This window comes from Pseudomonas proteolytica, assembly GCF_007858275.1.
GTDB lineage: Bacteria > Pseudomonadota > Gammaproteobacteria > Pseudomonadales > Pseudomonadaceae > Aquipseudomonas > Aquipseudomonas proteolytica.
This window is the reverse complement of record NZ_VFEV01000026.1, coordinates 54,817-72,039: the sequence shown is the minus strand read 5'-3', so window position 1 is coordinate 72,039 and position 17,223 is coordinate 54,817. Positions and strand designations below refer to the sequence as shown.

Below are 17,223 nucleotides of genomic sequence, written 5' to 3'. Positions count from 1 at the left end.
GCAAGGGAGGGGAACGATGGAGCCGATACTTGAGTTGGAAAGCGCGCGCCTGGTGCTGCGCCAGTGGCGCGACAGCGATCTGCCGACGTTTGCCCGGATGTGCGCCGATCCGCAGGTGATGCGCTATTTCCCGGCCCCCTTGGATCGCCTGGAAAGCGCGGCATTGATCGGGCGAATACGTGGGCATTTTGCCGAGTACGGCTTTGGCCTGTGGGCCCTGGAACGCAAGGACAGCGGCGAGTTTATCGGCCTGACGGGGTTGCTGAATGTTGGCTTTGACGCCGACTTCACCCCGGCGGTGGAAATAGGCTGGCGCCTGGCCCGCGAGCACTGGGGCCTGGGGTTTGCCAGTGAGGCGGCCTGGACCGCATTGCGCTGTGGTTTTGACCGTTTGCAGTTGGACGAGATAGTGGCCTTCACCACCGAGCCCAACTTGCCGTCGCAGAAAGTCATGCAGGCCATCGGCATGCATTACGATCCGGCCGCAGATTTTCAGCACCCCAGGCTCGCGGCGGACGATCCCCTGCGCCATCATGTGTTGTATCGCATCACCCGCGCCCAATGGTTGGACACGCTGCACGGATAAGCAGGCGGTAATACTTGTAGGAGCGGGCTTACTCGCGAAAAACGTCAACGATAACGCGCAGGGCCTGATACCCAGCGGCGTCTCTGGTTTTTTCGCGAGCATGCTCGCTCCTACAGTAGAAAATAGAAGGTAGAAACCGTTTTGCTCTGAGGAGAGTGTATGAGCCAAGTGTTGGAAGATCTGGTCGATTTGCTGACCCTGGAACCGATTGAAGAAAACCTCTTTCGCGGCCGTAGCCAGGACTTGGGCTTTCGCCAACTGTTCGGCGGCCAGGTATTGGGCCAGTCGCTGTCGGCGGCCAGCCAGACCGTCGAAGAAGCGCGGCATGTGCATTCGTTGCACGGCTATTTCCTGCGTCCTGGGGATGCCGGCCTGCCGGTGGTCTATCAAGTGGACCGGGTACGCGATGGCGGCAGCTTCAGCACGCGTCGGGTCACGGCGATCCAGAAGGGCAACCCGATCTTCACCTGCAGCGCCTCGTTCCAGTACGACGAGGAAGGCTTCGAGCATCAGACCACCATGCCGGTGGTGGTGGGGCCGGAGAACTTGCCGTCGGAGTTGGAGCTGACCCAGCAACGGGCGCACCTGATTCCCGAAGCCATGCGCGAAAAACTGCTGTGCCCCAAGCCGATCGAAGTGCGGCCGGTGACCGAAAAAGACCCGTTCAACCCGCAGCCCACCGATCCGGTCAAATACGTGTGGTTCCGCGCCGATGGCGCCCTGGCCGACTTACCGGCGCTGCATAAATACCTGCTGGCCTATGCCTCGGACTTCGGCCTGCTGACCACCTCGTTGCTGCCCCATGGCAAGACGGTGTGGCAGAAGGATATGCAAGTGGCCAGCCTCGACCACGCGTTGTGGTTCCACGCCGATCTGCGCGCCGACGACTGGTTGCTGTACGCCATGGACAGCCCATGGGCCGGCAATTCCCGTGGTTTCTCCCGTGGCAGCGTGTATAACCGCGCCGGTCAACTGGTGGCCTCGGTGACTCAGGAAGGCTTGATCCGGCATCGCAAGGATTGGGCATGAGCCTGGCGCAGGTTAAACACTGGGTGTTTGATATGGACGGCACCCTGACTGTGGCTGTGCATGACTTCGCGGCGATCCGCGTGGCCCTGGACATTCCGCCTGCCGACGACATCCTCACCCATTTGGCGGCGTTGCCGGCGGCTGAAGCGGCGGCCAAGCATGCCTGGTTGCTGGAGCATGAACGGGAGCTGGCGCTGGGTTCGGTGGCAGCTGCGGGCGCGGTGGAATTGGTGCGGGACTTGGCGGCCCGAGGCTATCGCCTGGGGATCCTGACGCGCAATGCCCAGGAACTGGCTCACATTACCTTGCAGGCCATCGGCCTGGCGGACTGTTTTGCCGTGGAAGATGTGTTGGGCCGCGACGACGCCCCGCCCAAGCCGGACCCCGGTGGCCTGCTGAAACTGGCGCAGGCCTGGGACGTGGCCCCCGGCGAGATGGTGATGGTGGGTGACTATCGCTTCGACCTCGATTGCGGGCGGGCGGCGGGGACGCGGACGGTGTTGGTGAACTTGCCGGAAAACCCATGGCCGGAATTGGCCGATTGGCACGCCAGGGACTGCGCGGCATTACGCCAGATGATCTAAAGCAAGCATCAAAAATCAAATGTGGGAGCGGGCTTGCTCGCGAAAGCGGTGTGTCAGTCGGCACATGCATCAACTGACAGGCTGCTTTCGCGAGCAAGCCCGCTCCCACATTTTTGATTGGGTTTTGTCTGACGGATTAGTGGAACAGGACCGCCTGCCCCTGCGGCGAGGTGAACATCTTGTCGCCGTCATGCCCCACCCCTGGCACTTCAACCAACCGCTGGCTCAACTGCGGATGGCGTTGCTTGAGGTAGTTGAAATAGTTGTGCCCGCGAATCAGCCGGTAGGCGCCCTGGGTCTCGGCTGCGCAGCTTTTGTCCAGGGCCGGATGGTTGGGGTCTGTGTCCTGCTGGCCGAGCAGGTAGGTGATTTCGCGCGCGGCGTAGGCTTTTTCCAGTTGCTCGGGGCTTTGGCCGTTGGCGTAGGCCGGCAGCTTTTGCATGCCGTACTTCCAGTCGTTGAATCCTGAGCAACTGGCCGGCGCGAATTGCACCGGGCGTTGCGGGCTGAAGTAGGCATAGGACGACGGGTTGGCGATCACATAGCGCAGGCTGATCCCCGCCGCTTGCAGGGCCGGGTGGTCGTGACCGGTCAGGGCAAAGCGTTGCACCACCTGGCCACCCCCGGAATGCCCGGCGATCACTATTTCTTTGAGGGCCGGGAATAGTTTGCGGTTGCCCAGGTGCTTGATGATTTGGTCCAGGGCACCGTAGGAGCTGATCTGGCCATGGCCGATTGACGACTCGCCCGCCATCCAGGCATTACCGTGCCAGCGCAGCACGCTGTCGCCCAAGTGATGGCGCTGGACATCGGCATCGTTGAGGAACTGCGGCGCGATCACCAGGGTATTGGCACTTTGCCCGGCGTGGGCGGCGGCGTCTTTGGCGCTTTTGAGGTAGGTCTGGGCGTTGCGCAGTCGGCCATGCACGATAATCAACGCGCGGGTGACCTGTGGCAGCGGCTGGCGCCAGTCCTGGCTAAGGCCCAGGCTCAGGTCGCCGGCTTGCAGGGTGAATCGATCGGGGCTGATCACCTTGACCGCCTGCCCGGCGGCCAGGGTGGCGGTCGAGCAGGTGATCAGCAGGCCCAGCAGCCATCCGCAGCGTTTATTCATTTACAGACTCTTGGCCGAAAACGTGTCGCATTGGCTGATCTGGCCCTGGGCAAACCCGGTCTTGAACCAGCGCACGCGCTGTTGCGAAGTGCCATGGGTGAACGAGTCCGGTACTACGCGGCCTTGGCCCTGCTGCTGCAAGCGGTCATCGCCGATGGCGTTGGCAGCGTTCAGCGCCTCTTCGATATCACCCGGCTCCAGCCAGTTCAGGCGTTTTTGCGCACGGTTGGCCCAGACCCCGGCGAAGCAGTCGGCTTGCAGTTCCTGGCGGACCAGCAGGCCACCATCGCCTTGCATCTGCCGGCCTTGCTGGCGCGCGACCTGGATTTTCGACGAAATCCCCAGCAGGGTTTGCACGTGGTGACCCACTTCGTGGGCGATCACATAAGCCTGGGCAAAATCGCCGGCCGCCTGGAAGCGTTGGGACATTTCCCGGAAGAAGTCCAGGTCCAGGTAGACCTGCTGGTCGGCCGGGCAATAGAACGGGCCGCTGGCGGAGGTGGCGCCGCCGCAGGCGGAATTCACTCGGCCACGGAACAGGATCAGCTTGGGATTCTTGTAGGCCAGGCCGTTTTCCTGGAACACCTGGCCCCAGGTGTCTTCGGTATCGCCCAGCACGGCACGCACGAAGTCCGCCTGTTCATCGTTGGCCGGTGGTGCCTGGCGTGTTTGCGGGCTGACCGAGGGGGCTTGCTCGGTCATCTGGCCGCTCAGTTGCCCGAGGATTTGCATCGGGTCCTGGCCGGTCAGCAGGCCGATGCCGACGATCAGCACGATAGCGGTCAGGCTCAGGCCCTTGCCGCCGCCAAAGCGCATGCCGCCGCCACCGCCGCCGTCATTACGCGCGTCGACCACGTTGTCGCTGCGCCGACCCTTTTTCCATAGCATGTGGCAATCCTCTTGATGATCGTTATGTAGGGGCGAGCTTGCTCGCGAAAAACGCAAAGGCACCGCGTTAAACCAGGCATGCGGCGTTAGCGTTAACGACTTTCGCGAGCAAGCTCGCTCCTACAGTAATCGGGGTTGTGGTGATTGAGTATGGCCGTTATTCGCGGCAATACCCTTCGCCCGTATTGACCACCAGGCAATCTTTTTTATCAGCCAGCCATTTCAAACCGGTCGCGGCACCGTCGCCGGCGCGCAGCACTTGCGGGCCGTCGGGGCGGTTGAAGATGATGCCGTCTTCGCCGGCCTCGCCCTTGAAGGTGCCGGAGGCATCTGCATCAAGGCCGTATTGCATGGTCAGCAGGTAGTGCCCGCGGCCAATGCTGTCGTCTTTGCTGACCGTCAGGTGCAGGCCTTCGACGCCGATCCATTTGCCGACCCATTTGTCGGTGGGCAGGGTTTCCGGGACCAGGGTCGCCTGCACCGAGGGCGGCGCCGGCTTCGGGGCCTCGGGGGGTTTATCGCAGGCGCTGAGCAGGGCGAGGGTCGAAAGGAGCAACAGGGATTTTTTCATGGAGTGGGCCTTGGTTAAAAAGCGTGCAATGGCAGGCTGGCGTGCAGCGTTGGACTGGGTTTGGGCAATTTAGTGCGCTGATCGCCCGCTGTTTGGTTATGCTCTTGAGACCGATGCACCACCCGCTCTAGATTAGCGCGTTGAGTGCCACTGCTTGCGGCGGTCATTTCAGCCTGTCACGCACGAGAATTCAATGACCCTCAGCACCCCTCTTTCCGGCGTCAACCATCCCTTCAAGGGCATCGCGCTGATTGTACTGGCGACGCTCCTGTTTTCCAGCCATGACGCCTTGTCCAAGTACCTGGCCGGGTTCTATCCCATCGTGATGGTGGTGTGGGCCCGCTACATGGTGCATACGCTGCTGATGGCGGGGATTTTCCTGCCGCAATCGGGCTTGCGCGTGCTGCGCAGTAAACGCCCGTTGTTGCAGGTCGCCAGGGCCCTGTGCCTGCTGGGTACCAGCCTGTTTTTTACCGCAGCCTTGCATTACATCCCGCTGGCGGAAGCCACGGCGGTGAACTTTCTCGCGCCGATCCTGGTGACGGCCCTGTCGGTGCCGCTGCTGGGCGAGCATGTGACGCGGGGCCAATGGCTGGCGGTGATCTGCGGGTTTGTCGGGGTGATCATCATCGTGCATCCCGGTGGTGAGTTGTTCACCCCGGCGGTGTTGTTGCCCTTGGTCTCGGCGTTGTTCTTCTGTTTCTACCAACTGCTGACCCGCATCCTCAGCCAGTACGACAGCCCGACCACCAGCAACTTCTTCGCCGGCCTGTGCAACACCTTGGTGATGAGCGCGCTGGTGCCGTTCTTCTGGGTGGTGCCAACCCTGGGTCATGGCCTGTTGATGCTGGCGCTGGGCAGTTGCGGGATGACCGCGCACTTGATGCTGACCCAGGCCTTCCGCTTCGCTGCGCCGGCCTTGCTGGCGCCGTTCGGCTATTGCCAGATCGTGTTTGCGGGGTTATTGGGCTGGCTGGTGTTCAACCACACCCCGGACCTGACCACGGTGGTCGGGATCGGAGTGATCTGCCTGAGCGGGTTGGCCGCTGCCTGGCAGCAGCGGCGGCGGTGAGTCAGACCTCGACCGTCGGAATCTTGCGCGGCGCCATGAAGTACATCCAGGTCAGGGCGAGGAAGTACATCGCCGGGATCAGGGTGAACAGCACGGTGTAGTTGTTGTTGGTCACGGTCAGGATATGGCCGACGATCTGCGTCATGAACATCCCGCCGATGGCCGCGCACATCCCGCCAAAACCGAACACCGTGCTCATCATGTGCTTGGGCGTGTAGTCCATCACCAGGCTCCAGATATTGGCGGTCCAGGCCTGGTGTGCGCCGATGGCCAGGGAGATGGCAAACACCGCGACCCATAGCTGGCTGGAGCCTGCAGCCATGATCACGCCGACGATGCAGCAGGCAAACAGCAGCATCGACAGCAAGCGCGCCTTGATCGGCTGCATGCCGCGACCGATGAGGAACGAGGACAGAATCCCGCCGCCCACGCTGCCGAAGTCCGCCGTCAGGTAGATGATGATCAGCGGGATGCCCATCTGGGTCACGTTGATCCCCAGGTTGTATTGCTGGTTGAGAAACGGCGGCAGCCAGTACAGGTAGAACCAGAACACCGGGGCGGTCAGGGCGTAGGCAATGGCGAAGGCCCATGTGCCGCGCATGCGCAGGATACGGCTGAAGGGCACGCGAGGTTGTTCCGGCTCGACTTCCTGTTGCACGTAGTCCAGTTCCGATTGCTTCACGCTCGGATGGTCTTCGGGGTTGTAGTACTTCAGGCCCCAGAACACCAGCCAGACCCCACCCAGCGCCGCCATGCACAGGAAGGCAGCCTGCCAACCCCACACATGCAGCACCAGCGGCAACAGCATCGGGGTCATCATGGCGCCGACGTTGGTGCCGGCGTTGAAGATGCCGGTGGCCACCGCGCGCTCACCGGCGGGGAACCACAGGCGGGTGGTCTTGACGCAGGCGGGGTAGTTGGCCGCTTCGGTCAGGCCGAGGATAAAGCGGCAGACCATAAAGCCCACCGCCGAGGTCGCCAGGCCGTGGGCACCGGTGGCGATGCTCCACAGCAGCACCGCACAGAAGAACACGCGCTTGACGCCGACCCGGTCGATCAACCGGCCTTGCAAGACAAAACCAATGGCGTAGCCGACCTGGAACCAGAAGTTGATGTTGGCGTAGTCCATCGCCGTCCAGCTCATCTCCTTGGCCAGGATCGGCTGCATTACGCCCAGGGCGGCACGGTCGATGTAGTTCAGGGTGGTGGCGAAAAACACCAGGGCCAGCATGCCCCAGCGGGTTTTGCCGACGGCGAGGGCGCCGCGAATCTTGTCGCCAATGGCCGCTTGCGGGTTGCCGGGGCGCGGGGCCACGGCGGAATTTTGCGAAGGCATGAGAGGTACCCGTTTTTGAAATTTTTATGGTGTGTTCTGGGTCGTGATCACAGGTGCGCGCCAACAAAAAAACGGCCCTGGATGCGCAATCGATGGTGCGCAGCGGCTAAAAAATCGTCAATTCACCAATCGCCATTGTGTTCGATAATCGCCCATAAAACTAACCGGTTGGTACATTTTAAATTGCTGCTTTATCGCGCGCGGCCAATAATTTGCCGCAAATAAGACCAGCCTTCATTGCCGGGAGTCACCCCATGCAACGTTCCATCGCCACTGTTTCCCTGAGCGGCACCCTGCCGGAAAAGCTCGAAGCCATTGCTGCGGCCGGGTTTGATGGGGTGGAAATCTTCGAGAACGACTTGCTGTATTACGACGGCAGCCCCCGTGAGGTGCGGCAGATGTGTGCCGACCTGGGCATTGCCATCACGTTGTTCCAGCCGTTTCGTGACTTTGAAGGATGCCGCCGCGATCGCCTGGCGCGCAACCTGGAGCGCGCCGAGCGCAAGTTCGACCTGATGCAGGAGCTGGGCACTGACCTGGTGCTGGTGTGCAGCAATGCCTCGGCGGACTCGACGGGCGAGCATTCGATCCTGCGTGATGACCTCGGCCTGCTGGCCGAACACGCCGGCCGCCGTGGCTTGCGCATTGGCTATGAAGCCTTGGCCTGGGGGCGGCACGTCAACACCTGGCAACAGGTCTGGCAATTGGTGCGCGAGATCGATCACCCCAGCCTCGGGGTGTTGCTGGACAGTTTTCATACCTTGTCACTCAAGGGCGATCCGACGGCGATCGCCCAGATCCCTGGCGACAAGATCTTTTTTGTGCAAATGGCCGACGCGCCGATCCTGGCCATGGACGTGCTGGAGTGGAGCCGGCACTTTCGCTGCTTCCCCGGCCAGGGCGAGTTCGACCTGCCGGGTTTTCTCGCGCCGATCATCCAGAGTGGCTACACCGGGCCGCTGTCCCTGGAGATTTTCAACGATGGCTTTCGCGCCGCGCCCACCCGGGCCAACGCGGCGGATGGTTTGCGGTCGTTGCTGTACCTGGAAGAGAAGACCCGTCAACGTCTGGAAAAACAGGCCACGCCGGTGGATATCCTGTTTGAGACCCCAGCCGCCAGCGAGTACGACGGCATCGAGTTCCTGGAATTCGCGGTGGATGAAAACCTTGGCGCCCGGTTGACCCAGTGGCTGCAACGCCTGGGCTTCGTCAAGGCTGGGCAGCACCGCTCCAAGAGCGTCAGCCTGCTGCGCCAGGGCGATATCAACCTGATCCTCAACTGCGAGCCTTACTCCTTTGCCCATAACTTTTTCGAGGCCCATGGCCCGTCGTTGTGCGCCACGGCGATGCGCGTCAAGGACAGCGCCAAGGCCCTGGAACGGGCAGTGGCCTACAAGGGCCAACCTTATCGCGGCCTGGTCGGGCCCAATGAACTGGAGCTGGCGGCGGTCCGCGCGCCGGATGGCAGCCTGATCTACCTGGTGGACCAGCATGCGGGCGGGATCTACGACACCGATTTCAACCTGCAGGCCGCCAACACCAGCGGCGGCGGCTTGCTGCGCATCGACCATATGGCCATGGCCCTGCCGGCCGACAGCCTCGACAGTTGGGTGCTGTTCTACAAGAGCCTGTTGGATTTCGAGGCCGACGACGAGGTGGTGCTGCCGGACCCCTACGGCCTGGTCAAGAGCCGGGCGCTGCGTAGCCGCTGCAGCTCGATCCGCCTGCCGCTGAATATTTCCGAGAACCGCAATACGGCGATTTCCCACGCGCTATCGAGCTACCGTGGCTCCGGGGTGCATCACATTGCCTTCGATTGTGCGGATATTTTTGCCGAGGTCAGCCGGGCCAAAGAGGCGGGCGTGCCGCTGCTGGATATCCCGCTCAATTACTACGATGACCTGGCGGCGCGGTTTGATTTCGACGATCAGTTCCTCAGCGAACTGGCGTACTACAACGTGTTGTACGACCGTGACGCCCAGGGCGGTGAGCTGTTTCATGTGTACACCGAGCCCTTCGAAGGGCGGTTCTTCTTCGAGATTATCCAGCGCAAGAACGGGTACGCCGGCTATGGCGCCGCCAACGTGGCGGTACGCCTGGCGGCGATGGCCAAGTCGCGCAGTGGGGCGTTGCGCCAGGCCAAGTTGTAGGGTGTTGGCGCTTCCTTCGTGAGACCTGGCGGCCCATAATCACGGCCTGCATAAATGGCCGTGAGCGCACCATGACCCCGACGTCCGAACTGCCCGTCGCCCCCGTGGCGCCGCGCAAGAGTCGCAAGAACAACCCGGAAAAGACCCGCGAGAACATTCTGCAAGAGGCCATTGCAGAGTTCGTGCAGCAGGGGCTTTCCGGAGCGCGGGTGGACGCTATCGCCGAGCGCATCCACACCTCCAAACGCATGATCTATTACTACTTCGGCAGTAAGGAGCAGTTGTACGTCGAGGTCCTGGAAAAACTCTACGGTGATATCCGCAACACCGAGACGCGGATGAACCTCACCGCCTTGGAGCCGCGGGAAGCGATTCGGCGCCTGGTGGAGTTCACCTTCGACCACCATGACCAGAATGTGGACTTTGTGCGGATCGTCAGCATCGAGAACATTCACAACGCCGAGTATGTGAAACGGTCGGATGCGATCAAGGCGATGAACAGCAATATCCTTGAAGCGCTGGGCGCGACCTTGCGCCGGGGCGCGGAACTGGGGGTGTTTCGTGCGGGGCTGGAGCCGCTGGATGTGCATCTGCTGATCAATTCGTTCAGCTTTTACCGGGTATCCAACCGGCATACCTTCAGTGAGATTTTCCAGATCGAATTGTCGGATGAAGCGATCAAGCAGCGGCATCGCGCGATGATCTGCGAGTCGGTGCTGCGTTACCTGCAGGCCTGATCCACCGCCGAATTCAATGTGGTGCGGGCTTGTGTGGGAGCAGGCACGCCTGCTCCCACATTAGGAACCGGTTTCTACAGTGAAGTGTTCATGCTCTGGAAATGATCGAGCATCCTTTGTGCGTCTGCTTTCTTGCCACTGAACAACTCAAACGCCTTCACCGCCTGGAACACGGCCATATTGCCCCCATCCAGCGTGCGACAGCCCAAGGCCCGGGCCGTGCGCAGCAGTTCGGTTTCCAGCGGGAAGTAGACGATTTCCGCGACCCACAGCGCAGCGCGTAGCAACCGCGCTGGCACTGGCATGCCCGGCAGCTTGGCCATGCCCATGGGCGTGGTATTGACCAGGCCGTCAGCCGCCGTCATCGCGCTGTCCAGATCACTGCCGGCCTGCGCGCGGCCGGCGCCGAAATGCTGGTTGAGGTTATCCGCCAGGCTTTGCGCGCGCCCGTGGTCCACATCGAAAATACTCAACTGCCCGACACCTTCGGCCAACAGTGCGTGGGCCACTGCTGCGCCCGCGCCACCGGCCCCCATCTGCACCACGCGCTGGCGCGCAGCCTCATGCAGGCCACGGCGAAATCCTTCGGCAAAACCCAGGCAGTCGGTGTTGTGGCCGATGCGCTTGCCGTCGCGCCAGATCACGGTGTTGACCGCACCGATGCCCCGCGCTTCGGGCGATAGTTCATCGAGCAGCGCCAGGATCACTTGCTTGCACGGGTAGGTGATGTTCAACCCGGTGAAGTTCATCTGTTCGGCGGCCGTGAGCAAGTCGGGCAGGGCGCTGCTGTCCATGTGCAACTGATCGAGGTCGATCAGGCGATACAGGTAGCGCAAGCCCTGGGCATCGCCTTCCTGCTCATGCAGGGCCGGTGTGCGGGAGGCCTGGATGCCGGCACCGATCAGGCCGGCGAGGATGCGTGGCTTCATTTGAGCACCCGGCTGAAATGCTCAAGGGCCAAGTGATAGCCGTGGCTGCCAAACCCGGCGAGCACGGCCTTGGCGATAGGGGAAACAAAGGAGTGATGGCGGAAGGGTTCACGGGCGTGCACGTTGGACAGATGCACTTCGATCACCGGCAGTTCACTGGCCACCAAGGCGTCGCGGATGGCCACCGAGGTGTGGGTCCAGGCCGCCGGGTTGATCACGATCCCGGCACAACGGGCGCGGGCCCCGTGGATCCAGTCCAGCAGTTCGCCTTCGTGGTTGGTCTGGCGAAACTCCAGTTTCAACCCCAATTGTTCGGCGCTGCGCCCGCACAGCGCGGCGACGTCGGCCAGGGTCTCGTGGCCATAGGTGGCCGGTTCGCGGGTGCCAAGCAGGTTCAGGTTAGGGCCGTTGAGGACCAGCACGATAGGCGCCATGGAAATGTCTCCACTGTTGTTTTTATTGATGGGGACAAAATGTACTGAATGGTTAATTTGGTCAATTGGCCAAACGCCGCACCGTGGATAACCGTTCGATTATCGAACGCTGAATAGAGGCAGGCGATACCACCCAAGAGTTGATATCAATTGAAAATCATTCTCGACAACGCTTAAGATGCGCGCCTGTTTCCTTTACACCCCCAGGGAGTCGGTTTGTCGGACGTGGATCTCAAGGGCCTGTTTCTCAAGCATGCCGATACCCTGCGTCGGTATCTGCTGCGCAAGGTGCGGGACCCTCAGTTGGCTGCGGACCTGGTGCAGGAGAGCTTCTTGCGCCTGGCACAAAAGCCGTCCAGCGAGCGGATCGACAACTCCCAGGGCTATCTCTACCGCACGGCGAGCAATCTGCTGATCGACCATATTCGCCAGGAAGCACGGCGCAAGACCGACTCCGTGCCCCATGAGGCGTTGGCCGAGATTGAAGATGAAGTGGCCGGGTTGGAGGCTCAGGCAATGGCGCAGCAACAACGACAGGCATTGAAGCAGGCGTTGGCGGAACTGCCGGAGCGCACCCAGCAGATTTTCCGCCTGAACCGCGTCGAAGGCATGACCCACGCCCAGGTCGCGCGGCATCTTGAAATTTCCGACAGTTCAGTGCAAAAGCATCTGGCCAAGGCGCTGGCGCATGTCATACAGCGTTTGCGGGAGGGCGATGTGACGCCATCCGACGAATGAATTACTGAAAAAACGCAGCTCAAACGTCACTGTTTCATACAACGAGAATTCGAGACTCACACGTGAATAGCCAGGAGTCGCAACAGCCCAGCATTACCGAGGTCGCCGCCGATTGGGCGGTGCGCCTGCATGCGGGGGGGCTGGATGTGCAGGAACATGCCGCACTGCAACGCTGGATCGACAGCGACAGTCGCCACGCCGCAGAACTGGAGTTTGCCCAGCAGACCTGGGCGGCCCTGGGTGAACTGCAACTGGATGCACCGGTGCATCGCCAGCGTCCACCACCTGCTGGCGTGGCACCGCGTCGCGCCCAGCGTCGGCGAACCTGGCGCGTGGCTGCGAGTGTCGCGCTGTTGCTGGTGGTCGCCGGTGTTGGCTGGTTGCAGGGGCCGCAAGCCTTGCTACAGATGCAGGCCGACTACCTGACCGCCAAGGGCGAAGTGCGCATGGTCCGCCTGATTGACGGCAGCACTGTGGAGCTGGATTCCTCCAGCGCCATCCGCCTGGACTTCGACGGCGAGCAGCGGCGGATCAGCCTGTTGGCCGGCTCGGCGATTTTTGACGTGGCGCCCATGGCCGGGCAGGAAACCCGGCCATTCGTGGTGCAGAGTGCCGGCGGCCAAACCCGGGCGCTGGGCACGCGCTTTGTGGTCGGTCGCGAGGCCGACGACCAGGCGTGGGTGGGCGTGCTGCAACACAGCGTGGCGGTGACCCAACAAGACCGAGCGCAAACCACGGTCCTCCACGAAGGGCAGGCCGCCCGCTACAGGGCGCAGGATGGTGTGAGCGGCCTGCCAGATTTTGACCTGGCGCGGGCCACCAGTTGGCGGCGTGGGGTGCTGGTGTTCGATCGCCAGCCGCTGGCCAAGGTGGTTGAAGAACTCAATCGCTACCGCCCCGGCCGGGTGGTATTGAGCAATGCCGACCTGGCCAATCGTGAAGTCAGCGCGGTGTTCCGCCTCGACATGCTGGACCAGGCGCTGGGCACCTTGACCGAAGAGTTGCAGGTGCGACGCTTTGATCTGGCGGGCGTCAGCCTGATCTACTGACATATCGCAAACCTTCCTGTGAACGGGCGCTTGTGTGTGGGAGCTGGCCCGCATTCCTGGCTGATCTTCAAACAATTTTCAGAAACACTTACTGAGTCCCTATCCCTGACGCGTCTTGCTAATCGAGAAGTATTCGCATAAACAAAAAACGCTCAGCGAGGGGATCACCACAATGTCTGCAATCACCAAAGGGCGCACCACCGGCAGCCGGTTGGCCCTGGCCATTCACTTGGCTCTGTTTGCCACTGCAGGGCAGGCCTACGCCGCTGCCCCCGTGGCCGGCGCTTCGCAGCCTTCGACGCTGATGTTCGATATTCCCGCCCAACCCCTGGGCGGCGCAGTCCTGGCCTTTGCCGACCAGGCCGGCTTGCAGGTGCTGTTCGACAGCCCGCGCCTGCAAGGCCTCAGCAGCACCGCGCTCAAGGGCCAGTACAGTGTTCAGGAAGGCCTGGGACGCTTGTTGGGCAGCGCGCCGGTGGAGTATCGCTTTACCGGCGCACGCCAGGTCACCCTCAATCGCGTGAGTGTCGAACAGGACGGCGCGTTGACTGTCGGCACCACCACCATCCATGCCAATACCAACGGCAAGCCCAGTGACTGGGTGTATGAAACGCCGCGCTCGGTAGCGGTGATCACCCGTGAGCAGATCGACAAGCGCCCACCCCGGCACGCCGCCGACATGCTTGAAGAAACCGCCGGCGTCTACACCGCCGTCAATCAGCGTGACCCTGGCCTGTCGGTGAATATCCGTGGGGTGCAGGACTACGGCCGGGTCAATATGAACATCGATGGCATGCGCCAGAACTTCAACGTCAACGGCCACCAGCAACGCAACGGCACGATGGTGATCGACCCGGAGTTTGTCTCCAGCATCGAGATCGACAAAGGCAGCCAGTCGGGCATGGGCGGCGCGGCGGTGCTCGGCGGGATCGCGTCTTTCAAGACCCTGGACGCCAGTGAGTTTTTGGCCGATGGCAAGGAGTACGGCGGGCGTCTGCGCGCGGGTAACGGCATCGGTAAACTGGGTAACGGCACCCACTTCAACGGCAGCGGCGTGTTTGCCTTTGGCGATGAGCGTGGCGATGTGCTGCTGGGCTATAGCGAGCGACACTTTGGCGATTACCGCGCCGGTACCCACAACGATCAGAAACTGGGCACCAACCTGCGCGCGCGCAAATACCAACCCGAAGCGTTTGACGATTGGTTGAACAGCGAAGTCGGCGACATGGGCAGCGTGACCCGCTCGCAGATCGTCAAGCTGGGCCTGAACCTGCCCAACGACCAGCGTGTGCAACTGAGCTACCTGCAAAGCGACAGCGACAGCAACGATGCCTGGGCCTATACCGCCGACGATGCGCAAAGCGTTTACTACCAGCGTGTGAGCAAGAACAACCTCAACGCCAAGAACGTCGCGCTGGACTACAGCTACACCCCGGACAACCCACTGATCGACTTCAAGGCCAAGGCGTACTACGTCACGACGCAATTGGAGCGGACCAATGCGCCGAACCTGGCGACGCCGGGCACGGGCAACGAGGTCGGCGGCTACACCGATCACTTCCAGACCGACACCTGGGGCTTGCAGGCCGACAACACCTCGCGCTTCGATTTCAATACGTTGGGGCGCGTCAGCTGGAACTACGGCCTGGAGATGTACCAGGACGAATTCAAACCGCGCAGCAACAAGGTCGAGGCGGTCAACCTCCAGGGCTTGCTGCCGTACGTCGAAGGCGCCACCCCTGGCGGCAAGCGCACCATCGCCAGCCTGTTCAATAACCTGCAATACGAATACGACAACTGGCTGACCCTGGATGCCGGCCTGCGGTACGACCGCTACCGGCTTGAAGGCCAGACCGGAATGACCCTCTACAAACGTGACCGTTTCTACAACAGCCTGGTGGGCGCCAAGCGGGTGGCCGAGGTGTTTGATATCGACAATGAAGAGGGGCACTTCTCGCCCACCTTTGGCATCGGTATCAAGCCTGGGCTGGAGTGGATGCAACTCTATGCGCGCTGGGGCAAGGGCTGGCGCCCGCCGGCAGTCACGGAGACCTTCATGACCGGTCGGCCCCATGGCGGCAGCTCGTCAGAGCGGGTGTTTCCCAACCCTTATCTGAAGGCTGAAGAGTCGCGGGATTGGGAAATGGGGGTCAACGTGTTCAAGGAAGGGCTGTTTTTCAACGACGACCGCCTGGGCATCAAGGTCGCCTACTTCGATACCAAGATCGAAAACTTCTCGTTCCTCAACCACAGCGTCAGCTTGCCGGAAACCAGCGTTGGCGGCTTCCTGGGGACCATGGCCTACGTCAACAACACTGCACCGACGCGCTTTCGCGGCATGGAATACCAGCTCAACTACGACATGGGCCGGGCCTACGCCAACCTGAGCTACACCCATATGATCGGCAGTAACGACTTCTGTTCGAAAAACTATTACATGGGCGGAGCCAAGACCAGCGGGCCGAGGACTACGCGTATCGAATCCTACATTCGTCCGGACGGCCGTCCGGGGGTCAGGCCTGTCACCACTTATGAGGTGCTGGATGATGAGGTTGCCAACAACAAAGAGAGCTGCGGCCGAATCATGGGCAACGCTACCTATATGCCAGCGGATCGCGGCTCGCTGACACTGGGCGCGCGGTTTCTGGAAAAACGCCTGGATACCGGGGTGCGGGTGCGCTACAGCTCGGGTAACGGTGCCAACCTCAACCAGCAGGGCTACGACTTCATCGACCAGGCGCTGTGGCCGCAATACACCCTCTACGACCTGTACGCCAGTTACTGGATGACCGACCACCTGAACCTTGGCCTGGCCCTGGAAAACGCCACCGACGAAGCCTATTTCGTGGCCATGGGCGACGCCAACAACCTCAGCCTGGCGCGGGGCCGCACGTTGAGCGGGATGCTCGAATACCGGTTCTGAGCAAGGCGTTTGAGCCCGCAGGTCTTGGGCATTCGCGGTTACAACCCGGCATTTGAAGCCGTGTCATTCGTTACTAGTCTGTGAGGCAGCCTTGGCATTTAGAAGGAGCCGGCTGTCGGTTGGGGCCCGAGCAGGCGCTGATCGGTAATAAATAACCTAACGGATGGGTTACGATGAGAGTAGGCACTTACAAAGGACATGTGATTGCAGTGTTGCTCAGGGATGAGCATTGCCCGCCCCACGTACATGTCATGGGCAAGGAATGGGATGCGCGTTTTCGTTTCAGTTTTCTGGATGGGGATGTGGCGTTGTGGGATGTGGATCCTGAGCGGCGGCGACCATCAGGGGCAGTTCTGGAAGGCATTCGCCAGACATTGATGCAGCAGCATTATCTGGCGCGGGCTCGCAGGATCTGGTGGGAGAAGCTGCAAACGGTCTGCCTGGACAACCATTCCTGGGATTGGGAGGCCGATGAGGTTGTGCCGGGGCTGGTCATCCGGCCGGGAGTCTACGTGATTGCCAGTGCCCGGCACGATGTTGCGGGGCGGCGAACCATTTTGAATCTGGTGAGGGCGCCAGGATCCGTGGAGATTGAGTTATGAAAAGTGTAAAAGCCAAAGTACGGCCCGATGTCCCGATCACTGAGGCCGACATCGATAAGGCTGTAGCCCGTGGGCGCAAGCTCAAGCGGGTGTACGCCAACGCCAGTTCGGTGAGTTACGCAGACGACTGCATTTGCATTGGCTTCAGCGACGGTAGCCGCATCATGTTGCCAGTGGCCGGTCTTACGGAGTTCGAAGGTTTTTCTGTAGAAGACTTTCGGGCACTGGAGGTCGGGTTTGGTGGCAAGGCGCTGTGCTGTGAAGCCCGTGACCTGCATGTATCGATCACAGGCCTGATCGCCACCAGCCAGCCGTTGATGGACCTGGCTGCGAGCATGGTGGCATCGCGTAACGGCCGTAAAACCAGTGCCGCCAAGTCCGAGGCCGCCCGCGCCAATGGCAAGAAGGGCGGTCGGCCGCGTAAGGAAGAATAAGCCGGGGGATACCCGCCAATCCAATGTGTACGGGCTTATGTGGGAGC

General features: G+C 61.6%; 17 protein-coding genes. 11 read left to right on the top strand and 6 right to left on the bottom strand.

Annotated elements, in window-relative coordinates:
- The first annotated feature begins 16 nt into the window (after positions 1-16).
- The 3 genes from FIV38_RS18965 (at position 17) to FIV38_RS18950 (ending at position 2,199) form a co-directional block, all read left to right on the top strand.
- Complete coding sequence (locus FIV38_RS18965) at positions 17-586, top strand: GNAT family N-acetyltransferase (protein WP_092230589.1); 570 nt, start codon at positions 17-19, stop codon at positions 584-586.
- A gap of 159 nt (positions 587-745) precedes the next feature.
- Positions 746-1,615: an acyl-CoA thioesterase II gene (tesB, locus tag FIV38_RS18955; RefSeq protein WP_029292178.1), complete on the top strand. Its 870-nt coding sequence runs from the start codon at positions 746-748 to the stop codon at positions 1,613-1,615.
- Entirely contained in the window at positions 1,612-2,199 is a 588-nt protein-coding gene (locus FIV38_RS18950; RefSeq protein ID WP_092230585.1) for an HAD family hydrolase, read from the top strand. The genes tesB and FIV38_RS18950 overlap by 4 nt, the downstream gene beginning before the upstream one ends.
- Positions 2,200-2,335: 136 nt before the next feature.
- Here FIV38_RS18950 and FIV38_RS18945 read toward each other — a convergent pair whose 3' ends face one another.
- The 3 genes from FIV38_RS18945 to FIV38_RS18935 form a co-directional block, all read right to left on the bottom strand.
- Complete coding sequence (locus FIV38_RS18945; RefSeq protein WP_029292174.1) at positions 2,336-3,313, bottom strand: hypothetical protein; 978 nt, start codon at positions 3,311-3,313, stop codon at positions 2,336-2,338.
- Positions 3,314-4,201 (bottom strand): KPN_02809 family neutral zinc metallopeptidase, encoded by an 888-nt coding sequence (ypfJ, locus tag FIV38_RS18940; protein WP_029292172.1) that lies wholly within the window; start codon positions 4,199-4,201, stop codon positions 3,314-3,316.
- Positions 4,202-4,358: 157 nt separating this feature from the next.
- Positions 4,359-4,772 (bottom strand): hypothetical protein, encoded by a 414-nt coding sequence (locus tag FIV38_RS18935; protein ID WP_092230582.1) that lies wholly within the window; start codon positions 4,770-4,772, stop codon positions 4,359-4,361.
- A 193-nt stretch (positions 4,773-4,965) separates the two neighbouring features.
- Between FIV38_RS18935 and FIV38_RS18930 the strand changes: the two genes are divergently transcribed.
- Positions 4,966-5,844 (top strand): DMT family transporter, encoded by an 879-nt coding sequence (locus FIV38_RS18930; RefSeq protein ID WP_092230579.1) that lies wholly within the window; start codon positions 4,966-4,968, stop codon positions 5,842-5,844.
- 1 nt (position 5,845) lies between these two features.
- On the opposite strand, the gene FIV38_RS18925 is transcribed toward FIV38_RS18930, so the two are convergent.
- Positions 5,846-7,180, bottom strand: a complete 1,335-nt coding sequence (locus FIV38_RS18925; RefSeq protein WP_029292168.1) for an MFS transporter — start codon at positions 7,178-7,180, stop codon at positions 5,846-5,848.
- A gap of 254 nt (positions 7,181-7,434) precedes the next feature.
- Here FIV38_RS18925 and quiC point away from each other — a divergent pair, with 254 nt between their 5' ends.
- Positions 7,435-9,330 carry a 3-dehydroshikimate dehydratase QuiC gene (gene quiC / locus FIV38_RS18920; RefSeq protein WP_092230576.1) on the top strand — a complete coding sequence of 632 codons (1,896 nt, stop codon included), beginning with the start codon at positions 7,435-7,437 and terminating at the stop codon, positions 9,328-9,330.
- Positions 9,331-9,401: 71 nt separating this feature from the next.
- Positions 9,402-10,067, top strand: a complete 666-nt coding sequence (locus tag FIV38_RS18915) for a TetR/AcrR family transcriptional regulator (RefSeq protein WP_092230573.1) — start codon at positions 9,402-9,404, stop codon at positions 10,065-10,067.
- Between the two features lie 74 nt (positions 10,068-10,141).
- Here the strand turns inward: FIV38_RS18915 and FIV38_RS18910 are convergent, their stop codons facing one another.
- Both FIV38_RS18910 and aroQ read right to left on the bottom strand, forming a co-directional pair.
- Positions 10,142-10,996, bottom strand: a complete 855-nt coding sequence (locus tag FIV38_RS18910) for a shikimate dehydrogenase (RefSeq protein WP_092230570.1) — start codon at positions 10,994-10,996, stop codon at positions 10,142-10,144.
- A complete protein-coding gene (gene aroQ, locus FIV38_RS18905) occupies positions 10,993-11,430 on the bottom strand; it encodes a type II 3-dehydroquinate dehydratase (RefSeq protein ID WP_029292159.1) in 438 nt (145 codons plus the stop codon). The genes FIV38_RS18910 and aroQ overlap by 4 nt, the downstream gene beginning before the upstream one ends.
- Positions 11,431-11,646: 216 nt before the next feature.
- On the opposite strand from aroQ, the gene FIV38_RS18900 reads away from it, so the two are divergent.
- From FIV38_RS18900 to FIV38_RS18880, 5 genes are all read left to right on the top strand, one after another.
- Positions 11,647-12,168, top strand: a complete 522-nt coding sequence (locus FIV38_RS18900) for an RNA polymerase sigma factor (RefSeq protein ID WP_029292158.1) — start codon at positions 11,647-11,649, stop codon at positions 12,166-12,168.
- Positions 12,169-12,230: 62 nt separating this feature from the next.
- Complete coding sequence (locus FIV38_RS18895; RefSeq protein ID WP_092230568.1) at positions 12,231-13,217, top strand: FecR family protein; 987 nt, start codon at positions 12,231-12,233, stop codon at positions 13,215-13,217.
- Positions 13,218-13,389: 172 nt separating this feature from the next.
- Positions 13,390-16,140, top strand: a complete 2,751-nt coding sequence (locus FIV38_RS18890; protein WP_092230566.1) for a TonB-dependent receptor — start codon at positions 13,390-13,392, stop codon at positions 16,138-16,140.
- A 173-nt stretch (positions 16,141-16,313) separates the two neighbouring features.
- Entirely contained in the window at positions 16,314-16,742 is a 429-nt protein-coding gene (locus tag FIV38_RS18885; protein ID WP_092230563.1) for a DUF4160 domain-containing protein, read from the top strand.
- Positions 16,739-17,176 (top strand): DUF2442 domain-containing protein, encoded by a 438-nt coding sequence (locus FIV38_RS18880; protein WP_092230561.1) that lies wholly within the window; start codon positions 16,739-16,741, stop codon positions 17,174-17,176. The genes FIV38_RS18885 and FIV38_RS18880 overlap by 4 nt, the downstream gene beginning before the upstream one ends.
- The last annotated feature ends 47 nt before the right edge of the window (positions 17,177-17,223 follow it).

Coding starts and splice junctions, on each gene's coding strand:
- FIV38_RS18935 (WP_092230582.1), bottom strand. CDS start 4,772: ATGAAAAAATCCCTGTTGCTCCTTTCGACCCTCGCCCTGCTCAGCGCC.
- FIV38_RS18945 (WP_029292174.1), bottom strand. CDS start 3,313: ATGAATAAACGCTGCGGATGGCTGCTGGGCCTGCTGATCACCTGCTCG.
- FIV38_RS18930 (WP_092230579.1), top strand. CDS start 4,966: ATGACCCTCAGCACCCCTCTTTCCGGCGTCAACCATCCCTTCAAGGGC.
- FIV38_RS18965 (WP_092230589.1), top strand. CDS start 17: ATGGAGCCGATACTTGAGTTGGAAAGCGCGCGCCTGGTGCTGCGCCAG.
- FIV38_RS18910 (WP_092230570.1), bottom strand. CDS start 10,996: ATGAAGCCACGCATCCTCGCCGGCCTGATCGGTGCCGGCATCCAGGCC.
- aroQ (WP_029292159.1), bottom strand. CDS start 11,430: ATGGCGCCTATCGTGCTGGTCCTCAACGGCCCTAACCTGAACCTGCTT.
- FIV38_RS18880 (WP_092230561.1), top strand. CDS start 16,739: ATGAAAAGTGTAAAAGCCAAAGTACGGCCCGATGTCCCGATCACTGAG.
- ypfJ (WP_029292172.1), bottom strand. CDS start 4,201: ATGCTATGGAAAAAGGGTCGGCGCAGCGACAACGTGGTCGACGCGCGT.
- FIV38_RS18885 (WP_092230563.1), top strand. CDS start 16,314: ATGAGAGTAGGCACTTACAAAGGACATGTGATTGCAGTGTTGCTCAGG.
- FIV38_RS18950 (WP_092230585.1), top strand. CDS start 1,612: ATGAGCCTGGCGCAGGTTAAACACTGGGTGTTTGATATGGACGGCACC.
- FIV38_RS18890 (WP_092230566.1), top strand. CDS start 13,390: ATGTCTGCAATCACCAAAGGGCGCACCACCGGCAGCCGGTTGGCCCTG.
- tesB (WP_029292178.1), top strand. CDS start 746: ATGAGCCAAGTGTTGGAAGATCTGGTCGATTTGCTGACCCTGGAACCG.
- FIV38_RS18925 (WP_029292168.1), bottom strand. CDS start 7,180: ATGCCTTCGCAAAATTCCGCCGTGGCCCCGCGCCCCGGCAACCCGCAA.
- quiC (WP_092230576.1), top strand. CDS start 7,435: ATGCAACGTTCCATCGCCACTGTTTCCCTGAGCGGCACCCTGCCGGAA.
- FIV38_RS18915 (WP_092230573.1), top strand. CDS start 9,402: ATGACCCCGACGTCCGAACTGCCCGTCGCCCCCGTGGCGCCGCGCAAG.